10 protein-coding genes and 1 pseudogene are annotated in these 12,001 nt (G+C 73.4%); 8 read left to right on the top strand and 3 right to left on the bottom strand.

The window, feature by feature from the left end; all coding sequences use genetic code 11:
* The 3 genes and pseudogenes from ACZ4VK_RS17100 to ACZ4VK_RS17090 form a co-directional block, all read right to left on the bottom strand.
* Nucleotides 1-448, bottom strand: a pseudogene (locus tag ACZ4VK_RS17100) (hypothetical protein); the annotation flags it as partial.
* Between the two features lie 274 nt (nucleotides 449-722).
* On the bottom strand, nucleotides 723-989 hold the full coding sequence (locus tag ACZ4VK_RS17095; RefSeq protein ID WP_468352960.1) for a hypothetical protein: 267 nt from the start codon (nucleotides 987-989) through the stop codon (nucleotides 723-725).
* Between the two features lie 420 nt (nucleotides 990-1,409).
* Nucleotides 1,410-1,649 carry a chaplin gene (locus tag ACZ4VK_RS17090; protein WP_468352959.1) on the bottom strand — a complete coding sequence of 80 codons (240 nt, stop codon included), beginning with the start codon at nucleotides 1,647-1,649 and terminating at the stop codon, nucleotides 1,410-1,412.
* 500 nt (nucleotides 1,650-2,149) lie between these two features.
* Here ACZ4VK_RS17090 and ACZ4VK_RS17085 point away from each other — a divergent pair, with 500 nt between their 5' ends.
* The 8 genes from ACZ4VK_RS17085 to ACZ4VK_RS17050 are packed head-to-tail and all read left to right on the top strand — an operon-like array spanning nucleotide 2,150 to nucleotide 11,638.
* The gene (locus tag ACZ4VK_RS17085; protein WP_468352957.1) at nucleotides 2,150-3,313 is read left to right on the top strand and encodes a glycosyltransferase; all 1,164 of its coding nucleotides are present in this window, start codon (nucleotides 2,150-2,152) and stop codon (nucleotides 3,311-3,313) included.
* Nucleotides 3,310-4,764 (top strand): exopolysaccharide biosynthesis polyprenyl glycosylphosphotransferase, encoded by a 1,455-nt coding sequence (locus ACZ4VK_RS17080; RefSeq protein WP_468352955.1) that lies wholly within the window; start codon nucleotides 3,310-3,312, stop codon nucleotides 4,762-4,764. The genes ACZ4VK_RS17085 and ACZ4VK_RS17080 overlap by 4 nt, the downstream gene beginning before the upstream one ends.
* A gap of 2 nt (nucleotides 4,765-4,766) precedes the next feature.
* Nucleotides 4,767-6,101: an O-antigen ligase family protein gene (locus tag ACZ4VK_RS17075; RefSeq protein ID WP_468352953.1), complete on the top strand. Its 1,335-nt coding sequence runs from the start codon at nucleotides 4,767-4,769 to the stop codon at nucleotides 6,099-6,101.
* Entirely contained in the window at nucleotides 6,094-7,944 is a 1,851-nt protein-coding gene (locus ACZ4VK_RS17070; protein WP_468352951.1) for a lipid II flippase MurJ, read from the top strand. Before ACZ4VK_RS17075 ends, ACZ4VK_RS17070 begins: the two co-directional genes overlap by 8 nt.
* The gene (locus ACZ4VK_RS17065; protein ID WP_468352949.1) at nucleotides 7,841-8,641 is read left to right on the top strand and encodes a polysaccharide deacetylase family protein; all 801 of its coding nucleotides are present in this window, start codon (nucleotides 7,841-7,843) and stop codon (nucleotides 8,639-8,641) included. The genes ACZ4VK_RS17070 and ACZ4VK_RS17065 overlap by 104 nt, the downstream gene beginning before the upstream one ends.
* The gene (locus ACZ4VK_RS17060; protein WP_468352947.1) at nucleotides 8,638-9,780 is read left to right on the top strand and encodes a glycosyltransferase; all 1,143 of its coding nucleotides are present in this window, start codon (nucleotides 8,638-8,640) and stop codon (nucleotides 9,778-9,780) included. Before ACZ4VK_RS17065 ends, ACZ4VK_RS17060 begins: the two co-directional genes overlap by 4 nt.
* The gene (locus ACZ4VK_RS17055; RefSeq protein ID WP_468352946.1) at nucleotides 9,777-10,493 is read left to right on the top strand and encodes a YveK family protein; all 717 of its coding nucleotides are present in this window, start codon (nucleotides 9,777-9,779) and stop codon (nucleotides 10,491-10,493) included. The genes ACZ4VK_RS17060 and ACZ4VK_RS17055 overlap by 4 nt, the downstream gene beginning before the upstream one ends.
* Nucleotides 10,490-11,638, top strand: coding sequence for a GNAT family N-acetyltransferase (locus ACZ4VK_RS17050; protein ID WP_468352944.1), 1,149 nt, complete (start codon nucleotides 10,490-10,492; stop codon nucleotides 11,636-11,638). The genes ACZ4VK_RS17055 and ACZ4VK_RS17050 overlap by 4 nt, the downstream gene beginning before the upstream one ends.
* The last annotated feature ends 363 nt before the right edge of the window (nucleotides 11,639-12,001 follow it).

Genomic DNA, 12,001 nt, shown 5'->3' with positions numbered 1-12,001 from the left:
CACCCGGATACGTCGGATGCCCCGGCTTCGTCGGCTCACCCGGATACGTCGGATGCCCCGGCTTCGTCGGCTCACCCGGATACGTCGGATGCCCCGGCTTCGTCGGCTCACCCGGATACGTCGGATGCCCCGGGTTCGTCGGGTGGCCGGGAGGCGCCGGGTTCTCGCCCGGGTGGTCGGGGGTTTCCTCGTCGGGGCCGTCCCCGTACCCGTCGGGGTCGTCGAGGGCCCGGGCGCAGAGGTCACGGACCGCCTCGCCGCCGATGTCCGCGAGCTTCACGGAGTCCCCGCACAGGCTCATCGAGAGAGGGGCCTGACGATGGTGGCCCGCGTCGGGCCCCGGCGTGTCCCCCGCGGAGTTCGCCGCCACGGCGAACCCTCCGGTCAGCGACAGAATGCCCGTCGCGGCTGCGGCAGTGAGCAGCTTCCTGGTGATGATGGATCGCATACCGCTCTTCCTCTGGAGAAAGGGAGAGACCGGCCGAGGTTCCCCCTCGCTCCGACCGGCCTTTCCGCGCGCCCAGTCCGTCAGTCACAGACGAACTGGTTACGGAACGCCGTCCTCGGTCTCTCCATGAGCCGACCTTCCGTGGTTGATGGGCGAGAGCGTAAGGAGTGGCACGCGACGAAGAACCGGCCCCACACGGCGGCGGATCAGAAAATCATTCGATCAGCCGATCACCGTGGAAAGAGTCGTGTGGGGTCCGGATACTGAGGGAGCGTCAGCCGCCCAGCGGGAGGCCACCGAGCAGTGGCGTCTTCTTGCCGGTCTCGTTCAGCTGTTCGGTGACCTCGCCCACGGTCTCGACCGGGGAACCTTCCGTGGTGCTGCTCAGCGCGTCCGTCTCCAGGCCCTCACTGGAGATCGCGCCGAGCCCCCCGCCCAGGCCGGCGGGAAGCTCCGCCGGCCCCATGGCCATGGCGGGTGCGGCGGCACCGAGGGCCATGACGGAACCGGCAACGATCGCGGCGACCTTGGTGGGCTTCATGGAGTGAGTCCTTTCCTCTGAGCGTCGATGCGTCTTCTTCGCAAGCAAGTCGCTTGCCGCGCGGGTGAGTTGAGTGACCCCGCGCGTCCTTCTGCCTCTGTAACGAGAGGCGTGCTCCCCGGAAACTCCGGGGGGACGACACTGCACCCGAATGAAGGGGCCCGGTCCTATTTGCCGACCGGACCACGCGCCGAACGGCTTCCCCCCACCGGCCCTGGGGCTATAGCTCTCCGCGACGGGAGAACTACTGAGCGCCACGCATTCGTTCGGGTGAATCCACCCCCCGTCCTGCCACCCCCAGGGGCGTACGCCGTTGCACCGGGCGGCGCACGAGGGTGCGTACGAACGAGCGGGAGGCCGGCACGCACACCCCGGGAGGGGTGGCGCACCGGCCTCGGGGACCGCGATCCGCGTGGGGGATCAGGCGTTGACGCAGGTGTTGCCGAAGGTGGGGTTGAGGATGCCGATGACGTTGACGGTGTTGCCGCAGACGTTGATCGGCACGTGGATCGGCACCTGCACGACGTTGCCGGACAGGATGCCCGGGGATGCGGCGGCCAGACCCGAGGCGCCGGAGTCGGCGACGGCGACACCGGTGGCACCGGCGACGGACGCGGCGACACCCGCGAACAGGGCGACAGCCTTTGCGATACGGGACATGGGGAAGCGCTCCTCGATCGATTGCGAATCACGCGGACCGGAAGGTCAGCGGTGTGACCGGATCAGCCCGGCTCCCTCAACAACGCGGTTCCCATTCTTCGGTTGCTCTCCCGAATGGGTGACGTTCAACCTATCTTTGGGCCATCAGAGGGGTATTCGAGCAAGTGAGCCGGGAATGGCGCAACACGCTCAACGAGGAAACGGCCGCCCGGATACGAAGGTTAGTCTTTGTGAGCATCTAATGCTTACTATCGCCCGGAATCAGCGTTATAACGTTCGCCGACGTCGCTCACGGTCCAGCCGCGCGGACACCGTTTTCGCACGGTCGGAAGCTTCCCTCTCCCCGGTCTTCACGGGTGTTCCCTACTTTCTCTCATCAAAGCGGAGAACCTGTATGAGGAATTCAGCGGTTCTTGCTGTGCGCCGCGGCGCGCCGTGCGCCCGGTCCGGCGCCGCCCGGCGGGCGACGCTTTCCCTCCGGGCGGACGTCGGACACTGACATGCCGCCTCCAAGAGAACCGGACTCCTCCCACCTCTCCGTCCTGCACGCGGTCCAGCCCGGGGACGGCGGCGTCGCCCGTGTCGTCGCGGACCTGGTCCGCGACCAGCTCCGCGCCGGGATGCGGGTCACCGTCGCCTGCCCGCCCGGCACGCCGCTCGCCGCGGCCGTCCGCGCCGAGGGTGCCGACGTGTACGCGTGGCGGGCCGGGCGTGACCCCGGCCCCCGGCTTGTCCGCGAGACGCTCGGCCTCGCCCGGCTGATCCGTACCGCCCGCCCGGACCTGGTGCACGCCCACAGCGCCAAGGCGGGACTGTGCGCCCGGCTGGCGCTGCGCGGATCTCTGCCGACGGTGTACCAGCCGCACGCCTGGTCCTTCGAAGCGGTCGAAGGCACGGTCGCCGCGCTGGCCCGGCGCTGGGAACGCCGGGCGGCGCGCTGGACCCAGCGCATCGTCTGCGTCAGCGAGGCCGAGCGCCGCACCGGCGAGGCGGCCGGCGTACGCGCCTCCTGGTCCGTCATCCACAACGGTGTGGACGTGGCCAGGTTCGCGGACGCCTCCGCCGACGCCGTCGCAAGCGCCGCCCCCGGCCGGTCCGGTGACGGACCCGTCGTCGTCTGCGTGGGCCGGCTCTGCCGGCAGAAGGGGCAGGACACCCTGCTCGCCGCCTGGCCCGCCGTCCTCGCCCAGGCCCCCACGGCCCGCCTCGTCCTGGTCGGTGACGGCCCGGACGGCGAACGACTGCGGGCCGCGGCTCACCCGTCGGTGCGCTTCACCGGCGCCGTCGACGACACCACCCCCTGGTACCGGGCCGCCGACCTCGTCGTCCTGCCGTCCCGTTGGGAGGGCATGGCGCTCGCGCCCCTGGAGGCGATGGCGAGCGGCCGTCCCGTGGTGGTCAGCGACGTGGACGGCGCGAGAGAGAGCCTGCCGCCGGGCCACGAACCCCTGTGTCTGGTCCCGCCCGGGGACCCGGCCGCCCTCGCCGTCGCCGTCGGCCGCCTTCTCGGCCGGCCGGAGCTGCGGCGGTCCCTGGGCCGCCAGGCCCACGAACACGTACTCAGCAGATTCGATGTGCGGCGCACCGGCGCGGCCGTCGCGGACGTGTACCGCGAACTGGCCGGAGCGCGGAGCACTGAGCGCAGGGAGCCGATTTCGCCGTGACCACGGAAAGCACCAGCATCCCTCCCGCGCCGGGGGCCTGGCCCCCGGCGAGCCGGGGACACGCTCACGGACTCGCCTCCCTCGCACCGCGGCGTGGCGCGGCCGACCGGCTCGCTCTGCCGCAGCGCCGGTCCGCGCGGACGCGGTTCGCCGCCGTCCCGTTGGTGACGGCCGACGCCCTGGCCGTGCTGCTCACGGCAGGACCGCTCGCCGAGCCGTACCGCGAGGTCCGGCTGCTCCTGCTTGTCCTCGGGGGCGTCCTCGTACTCAACGGCGGTGCCGGACTGTACCGGCCCGGGCCCCTCACCTCCGTCCTGGACGAGCTGCCCGCGCTGGCCGCCCGGATCGGCGTCGCGTGGTGTGCCGCGGCCGCCGCCGTCGCCGCGTACACCCCGGCTCTGGCGATCGGTCCGGCCGCGCTCTGCTCGGCGTACGCCACCCAGCTCGTCGCCGTGTGCCTGCTCCGCGGCGCGGTGCACGCCCGCAGGCGACGGACGGCGCGGACGCATCCGAGGTCCGCGCTTGTCGTCGGCGGGCCGGCCGCCGCCCAGCGGTTCGCGGCCTCGCTCGGGCAGCATCCGGAGTACGGGATCCGGCCGGTCGGGATCGTCGGCGCCCGGCAGAACGGGGACTCGCCGGAGCCGGCCGGGGAGACGGGGCTGCCGGTCCTGACCACCACCGAGGAGATCCACCGCGCCGTCATCCAGAACACCGTCCTCGACGCGGTGTTCCTGACCGACGACCCGGCCCTGGTGATGCTCTTCCAGCACTACGGGTGCACCACCTGGCGGGTGGGCGAGCAGCGGCACGGCGGGGCGATGGGCGAGCACCTGTGGGGGCACGGCTGCCGCCGTCTCGTCCCGCCGGCCGAGCGGCGCGGTCTGACCGCGAAGCGCGTCCTCGACGTGACCCTGGCCGGTCCGGCACTCGTGCTCGCGCTGCCCGTGCTGCTGCTCTGCGCGGTGGCGGTACGGCTCTCGGACGGGCCCGGTGTGCTGTTCCACCAGGAACGGGTGGGGCAGAACGGGCGGCTGTTCACGCTGCTGAAGTTCCGTACGCTGCGCGCCGACGAGGCCGAGTCGGCGACGCGGTGGAACGTCGCCAACGACCGGCGGATGAGCGCGGTCGGCGGCTTCCTGCGGCGGACGTCGCTCGACGAGCTGCCGCAGCTGTGGAACGTACTGCGCGGGGACATGAGCCTGGTCGGCCCGAGGCCCGAACGCCCTTATTTCGTCGCTCAGTTCAGCAAGGTCCACGCCGGGTACGCCGACCGCCACCGGATGCCGGTGGGGCTGACCGGTCTGGCGCAGGTGCACGGACTGCGCGGTGACACCTCGATCGAGGACCGCTGCCGGTTCGACAACCACTACATCGACCACTGGTCGTTCTGGCAGGACGTCCGCATTCTGCTGCGGACCGCGGCCGGGCTCGTCCGGCCCGCGGGGAGCTGACGATGACGACGGCCGTACCGGTACGCGTGCCGGGACCCGCGCTCGGGCCGGTGGCGGCGCGTCGGCAGACGCGCGACCTGCTCCGCCGGGCGGGGGCGCTGTCCCCGGTCCTCGCGGTGATCGCCCTGCTGCTCGTGCCGCCCGCCGGTGGCGCGGAGGGCGGGACGGGCGGTTCGGGCACGCTCGCCGACGCGGCCTCGGGGCTGCTCGTGCTGATCTGCCTCGTACGGGTCGTACGCGGCGGGGCACGGCCGCTGACCCGGGGCGCGGCCGTCGTGCTCGGGCTTCCGGTCCTCGGGATCTGTCTGTCGGCGATCACGTCGAACGACCCGGCCGCGAGCCTGCCGGGCGTCGCCCGTTACGTGCAGGTCTTCGTGCTCGTCCCGGCGGCCGTGCTGCTGATGATCCGTGACCGACGGGACTTCGCGCTCGTCGCGTGGGCGCTGGTCGCTCTGGCGCTGCTCCAGGGCGGGGTCGGTGTGGTGCAGTACCTGACCGGCACGGGCGCCTCGTACATGGGGGAGGACATCCGGGCGGTCGGGACGTTCGGACCGACCGATGTGATGGGCATGGCGACGATCGTGTCGTACGGACTCGTCGTCGTCACCGGGATCGCGCTGGGCGGCGGAGGCCGGACGCGGACGGCGGCGGTCGTCTGCGCCGGGCTGCTGTGCGTGCCGCTTGTGGTGTCCTTCAGCCGGGGCGCGTGGATCGCGACGGTCCTCGCGTGTGCGCTCCAGCTGCTGCTTTCGGGACTCCGGCGGGCCGGCCGGGTGGCGCTTGTGGTGGGCGCGCTTGCCGTGGTCCTCGTCGGCGGTCTCGGCGTCGGCTCTTCGATGGTGAAGGAGCGGGTCGCCAGCATCACGCAGGTGACGGCCGCGCCGGACCAGTCGGTGACGGACCGTTACACGATGTGGGCGGCGGCGGAGCGGATGTGGCGTTCGGAGCCGGTGACGGGGGTCGGGCTCAAGGGCTTCCCGCAGTACCGCGACTCCCATGCCTCGCTCGCGCTGTCCTCGGGCAGCGACACGGCGGGCGCGGGCGCCGACTTCCGGCGTCAGCCGCTGCTCTCCCCGCACAACATGTACCTGCTCGTGCTGAGCGAGCAGGGCCTGGTGGGGCTGCTCGCCCTGGCGGGCAGCTGGGTGGCTCTCCTCGCGGGGGCGCTGTGGCGGCGCTCGCGGAGCGCGGAGTGCGCTCTGGTGGCGGTCGGCCTGCTGTCCTGGCAGCTCATCGACTTCTTCTACGCGGACATCGGCGGCCCCTCCACGGTCCTGATGTCGGTGGTCCTCGGTCTGGCGGCCTGGTGGTCCCTGGCGGAGGTGCGGCGTGCGTGACGCCAGGGGCGGGGAGCCGGATGCGACGGACGCGGCGACGGTCCCGGCTCCGGTGACGGCGCCTTCGCCGACTCCGGAACCGCCCGGGGCCGACCGCGCGGGCCGCCCGCCGTCCCCCTCACCACCGCCCCCGCGCGCGCACACCGCCGGCGGCCGGGGCCGCCACCGGCTCCGCCCGCAGCAGTCCTCCGGGCGGTTCCTCGCGCGGGCCGCCGCCGTCACCGCGGGGCTCACCGCGGCCGGTGCGGCGCTCGGGCTCGTACGGGACCAGATCCTGGCGCACTTCTTCGGCGCCGGCGCCGAGACGGACGCCTTCCTGGTGGCCTGGACGGTGCCCGAGTTCGCCTCGACGCTGCTCATCGAGGACGCGATGGCGCTGATCCTGGTGCCCGCGTTCAGCCGGGCCCTCGCACGGCGGAGCGGCGCCCTCTCCGGTGACCCCGTACTCTCCCTCGTACGCTCCACCCTGCCCCGGCTCGCCCTCGCCGTGAGCGCCGTCGCCGGACTCCTCGTCCTCACCGCACCGCTCCTGGTCGCCGCCCTCGCGCCCGGTCTCGCGGACCCCCGCCTTGCCGTCGACTGCACCCGGCTGACCGCGACCTGCGTCCTGACCTTCGCGCTCGCCGGGTACTGCTCCGCCGCGCTGCGCGCTCACGGCAGCTTCCTGCCACCGGCCGCCATCTACGTCGCGTACAACATCGGGATCATCGGCACGGTCGTGGTGCTCCGCGAGCCCTTCGGCGTCCGGGCGGCGGCCGCCGGGGTCGCCGTCGGCGGTGTGCTGATGGTGCTGGTCCAAGCTCCTTATCTGCTGAAGGAGTTGCGCCGCCCGCCGAAGCCGGCACCGGCACCGAAAGAGACGGCGGCGGTGCTCTCCGGCGACGGACGGCTGCTCGTCCTCGGGCTCATCGCGCCCGTCATCGCCTTCGCGGTCTCCCGTCAGTCCCAGATCCTCATCGAGCGCTTCCTCGCCTCCCCCCTTCCGGCGGGCGCCATCTCGCATCTGAACTACGCGCAGAAGATCGCGCAGATGCCGATGATCCTCTCCCTGATGCTGTGCACGGTCAGCTTCCCCGTCGTCGCCCGCGCCATGGCAGCGGGCGACACCGAGGGCGCCCGCCACCGGGTCGAGCGCGACCTGCTCCTTGCCGCCGTCGTCGTACTCATCGGCGCGTCGATCGTGATCGCCGCCGCTCCGCAGATCGTCGAAGTCCTCTTCCAGCGGGGGGCGTTCGACCGCGCCGACACCGAGGCCACCGCAGCGGTCATGCGCGTGTACGCCCTCGGGCTGCTCGGCCAGACGCTCGTCGGCACCCTCGTCCGCTGCTACTTCTCCGCCGCGCGACCGCTCTGGTACCCGGCCGCCGCCATGGCCACGGGGCTCGCCGTGACCGCCCTCGCCGGAATCCCCGGCGCCCGCCTCTGGGGCGCGGTCGGCATCGCCGCCGCCAACGCCCTCGGCATCACGCTCACCGCCGTGATGATGCTGATCGGCGCCCGCCGCCAGTCCATCCCGGTCCGCATCCGCTATCTCGGCGAGGGGCTCCTGCGGCTGGCCACGGCCGCCGCGTGGGCCACCGCCGCCGGCTGGCTCTGCGCCGCCTTCGTGAGCCCGACGCTCCTCTCGCTCGCCGTCTCGAGCGTGGTCACCGCCTCCGTCTTCCTGCTCTTCACCGCTCTCGCGCCCCGCGCGCCCGAGATCCCGCCCCTCACCCCCGTCGCATCACGAAGGCTCGCCCATGCCCGCTGCCTTGGCGCCCCGCACCCCCGCGATTCGTCGTCTGCTGCCGAAGCCGCCCCCCTGGGTGGTGATGTACCACTCGATCGCGGACACCCCGATTGATCCGTACCGGGTGACCGTCTCCCCCGTGCGCTTCGCCAGGCAGCTGCACTGGCTGAGGGACCGGGGGCTGCGCGGTGTCTCGGTACGGGAACTGCTCGCCGCCACGGCCGCGGGCCGCGCGAAGGGGCTGGTCGGACTCACCTTCGACGACGGGTACGCGGACTTCCTCGAATCGGCGGTGCCGCTGCTGCGCCACCACCGGTTCACGGCCACCGTCTACGTCCTGCCGGGCCGCTTCGGCGGCGCGAACACCTGGGACGGGGACGGCCCGCGCAAGCCGCTGCTGACCGAGGACGGCATCCTGCGCGCCGCCGAGGCCGGCATGGAGATCGGCTCCCACGGCCTGCGGCACGTGTCGCTGCCCGCCGCCGACGACGCGGCCCTCGCCGACGAGACCCGCCGCAGCCGCGCCCTCCTGGAGGACCTCACCGGGACGACCGTGGACGGATTCTGCTACCCGTACGGCCATGTCGACGCCCGGACGATCCGCGCCGTACGGGCCGCCGGCTACCGCCACGCCTGCGCCATCGACCCCGGCCCGCTGACCAGCACGCACGCGCTGCCGCGCATCCACATCGACGAGCGGGACGCCGCCTGGCGCCTCACCGCCAAGCGTGTCCTGCACCCGCTGCGCCGCCGCCGCCCCGCCGATCTGGTGCCCGCCCCGCAGCTGCTGGCCGGGGCGGACGCCTCATGAAGGTCCTGCACGTCATCACCGGCCTCGGCATCGGCGGCGCGGAACAGCAGCTGAGGCTGCTGCTGCGCCGGCTGCCGGTACGCGCCGAGGTCGTGACGCTCACCAACCCGGGCGCGGTCGCCCGCGGCATCGAAGCCGACGGCACGCCCGTCACCCACCTCGGCATGGCTGGCAACCGCGACCTCGGCGCACTGCCCCGCCTCACCGGGCTGATCCGCCGGGGCCGGTACGACCTCGTCCACACCCATCTGTACCGGGCGAACCTCTACGGCAGGCTCGCCGCTCGCGTCGCCGGGGTCCGCACGGTCCTGGCCACGGAGCACTCCCTCGGCGACACCCAGATCGAGGGCCGCCCGCTGTCCGCCGGCACCCGCGCCCTCTACCTGGCCGGCGAGCGCCTGGGCACCGCCACCGTCGCCGTCTCCCCCAGCGTCGCGCGCCGCCTTGAGGAGTGGGGCGTGGCCCCGTCCCGTATCCACGTCGTGCCCAACGGCATCGAGACGGCCCGCTTCGGCTACACCGAGGACCGCCGACGGCTCGGCAGGAAGCTGCTCGGTCTTGCCGAGGACGCGTTCGTCGTCGGAGGGGTGGGGCGCCTCTCGCCCGCGAAACGATTCGATCTGCTCGTACGGGCGGTGGCTTCGGTGCCGGAGGCTCGGCTGCTCCTCGTCGGCGAGGGCGAGGAGCGCGCGCGGCTGAAGGCCCTTGCCCGTGAGTGCGGGGCCGCCCACCGGGTGGTGTTCGCGGGAGCCTGCGAGGACCCGGCACCGGAGGGAGCCGGGGAACCCGATCTGCCGTCGCTGCTCGCCGCGATGGACGTCTTCGTCTCCACCTCCCCCGACGAGTCGTTCGGCCTGGCGGTCGTCGAGGCGCTCGCCGCAGGACTGCCGGTGCTGTACGCGGCGTGTCCGGCGATCGACGACCTGCCCGACGCGGCCCCGGGCGCCCGCCGGATCGGCGGTTCGGTCGCCGAGGTCGTCTCGGCGCTGCACGGCATCCAGGACGCCCGGCTCACGCGGCTCCCGCCGCCCGCCGCGGCGTCCCGCTACGACATCGCCCACAGTGCACGGCAGTTGATGTCCCTCTACGAACAGGCCGTACACGGCACCCCTCTCCCCGCGAAGCGAGACACCCGATGAACCCTTCACGCTCCTCACGCTCGGCGAGCTCCCCCGGCTCCGCGAACCCCGGCCCGCCGCCGTCGCGCCGCTCCCCCCTCCCGACGGCTCTGCGGACCCCGCAACGCTGGTGGGCGCTGCCCGCCTCCGTGCTCGCGGGCGCCGTCCTCGGCGCCGGCTACGGAGCGCTGAAGGCTCCGGAGTACGCGGCGACGAGCTACGTCATCGTGGTCCCGGCCGGGAAGTCGGACCCGGCCGCGGCCGTCGGCTTCGCCCAGGCGTACGGGCGGGTCGCCACCGACATCGCGGTGACCGGCGACGCCCAGGTGTGGGCCGGGGTCTCCGCGCAGACCCTGCGCTCCAGCGTGCAGGCGGCCACGAGCCCGGACGCGCCGATGATCTCCATCACGGCGAGGGCGGCCAAGCCGGCCGAGGCGGTGTCCATGGCCGACGGAGTGGCCCGCGCCCTGGTCCTCAACAGCTCGCACGTCTCGGGGAGCACGGGAGTGAAGGTGGTGCAGTTCTCGCGGGCGACCAAGCCCACCGCGCCGGTCTCACCGTCCGCGCCGCTCTCGGCGCTCGTCGGCGGCTGCGCGGGCGGTCTGCTCGGCGGTCTGGCGCTCCTGGTCCGCCCCTCGCGCGCCACGCGCGCCGAGGCCCGGCACTCGCGGCAGTCCGCCGCCGTCCCCGGTCCGGCGGGCGTACAGCACCAGCCGGAACCGGAGACGGTGTGAGCACGGCGGGCGCGGGCGGCCTGCGCGCCGAGATCTGCCGGGACGAGGCGGAGTTCGGCGGACTCGCCGACCGGTGGGGAGCGCTGTACACGCGCTGCTCGACGGCGACCCCGTTCCAGTCCCACGCGTGGCTGCACTCGTGGTGGGTGTCGTACGGCAGGCCCGGCGCGCTGCGCGTGGTGCTCGTACGACGGGAGGACGGCGAACTGGTCGCCGCGGCGCCCCTGATGCGCGCCCGCGGCCCGCTGCCGGTCCTCACCCAGCTCGGCGGCGCGATCACCGACTTCACCGACGTCCTCCTCGACGACTCCTGCCCGGACGCGGTCCCCGCGCTGGCCGGAGCCCTTGCCCGGGCGGCGCGCCGCGCGGTGATCGATCTGCGCGAGGTGCGGCCGGGGGCGGCGGCCGAGCAGGTCTTCGGCCGCTGGCGCGGTCCGCGCAGACGGCTCGCCGACTCCCTCTGTCTGGAGCTGCCGGCAGTGCCGATGGACGACCTGCTCCAGCGGATCCCGTCGGCCAAGGCCCAGCGGGTACGGGCCAAGCTGCGCAAGCTGGACGCGCTCGGCATCGACGAGCGGGTCGTGACCGGGGAGGAGGTGCCGGCGGCGCTTGAACGGCTGCTGCGGCTCCACCAGCTCCAGTGGCAGGGCAGGGGGGTGACCGCCGAGCACACCAGCGACCGGTTCGCGCAGCATCTCGCGCGGGCGGTCCGGCCGATGGTCGAGTGCGGGAACGCGCGGGTGACCGAGTTCCGGCTCGCCGGGGACGTGGTCGCGGCCGACCTCACCCTGATGTCACCGCGGCTCGCGGGCGGATACCTGTACGGCGCGGATCCGGTGTTGCGGGCCCGGAAGGTCGATGTGGCGACGATGCTCCTGCGGCACGGGGCGCGCGAGACCAGCGCGAGCGGGCGCGCGACGCTGAGCATGCTGAGGGGCACGGAACCGTACAAGCGGCACTGGCGGCCGGAGACCGTGCCGAACCAGCGGCTGATGCTGTCCGGCCGGATCGCGGCTCCGTTGCTGTGGCTGCTGGCGGGCGCGGCGGACGGGCGTCGTCGGCTGGCGCGGCAGGCTCGCGAGCGGGCGTGGGTGGGGCGGGCGGTCGGACGTCTGCGCGGACGGCCGAGCGGCGGCGGAGGATGAACTCCTCCGCCGCCGCGGTGACCCTCGGGTGATCAGAAGGGCCAGTTCTCGCTGTCCATCATCTCCTCCCAGGGCTCGATGTCGTCGACGTCGTTGAGGTCGATCTCGTCGACGATGTCGTCGATCTCGTCCTTCGAGTCGCCCTTGTCGATGCAGAGGGGCCCACCAAGCCAGCTCTCCACCCAGGAACCGAGGTTGATGCTCAGGCAGTCCTTCCCGGGCTGAGGCTCCGGCTTGGGCTTCGGGGGAACCTCGGGCTTCGGCGGGACTTCCGGCTTCGGGGGAACCTCAGGCTTCGGCGGGACTTCCGGCTTCGGGGGAACCTCGGGCTTCGGGGGGACCTCCGGCTTCGGCTCGGGCTTG

It is taken from the genome of Streptomyces sp. NPDC028711, from assembly GCF_055565415.1.
Note: the sequence above shows the minus strand (reverse complement) of the source record. Positions and strands in the feature narration are given on the sequence as shown.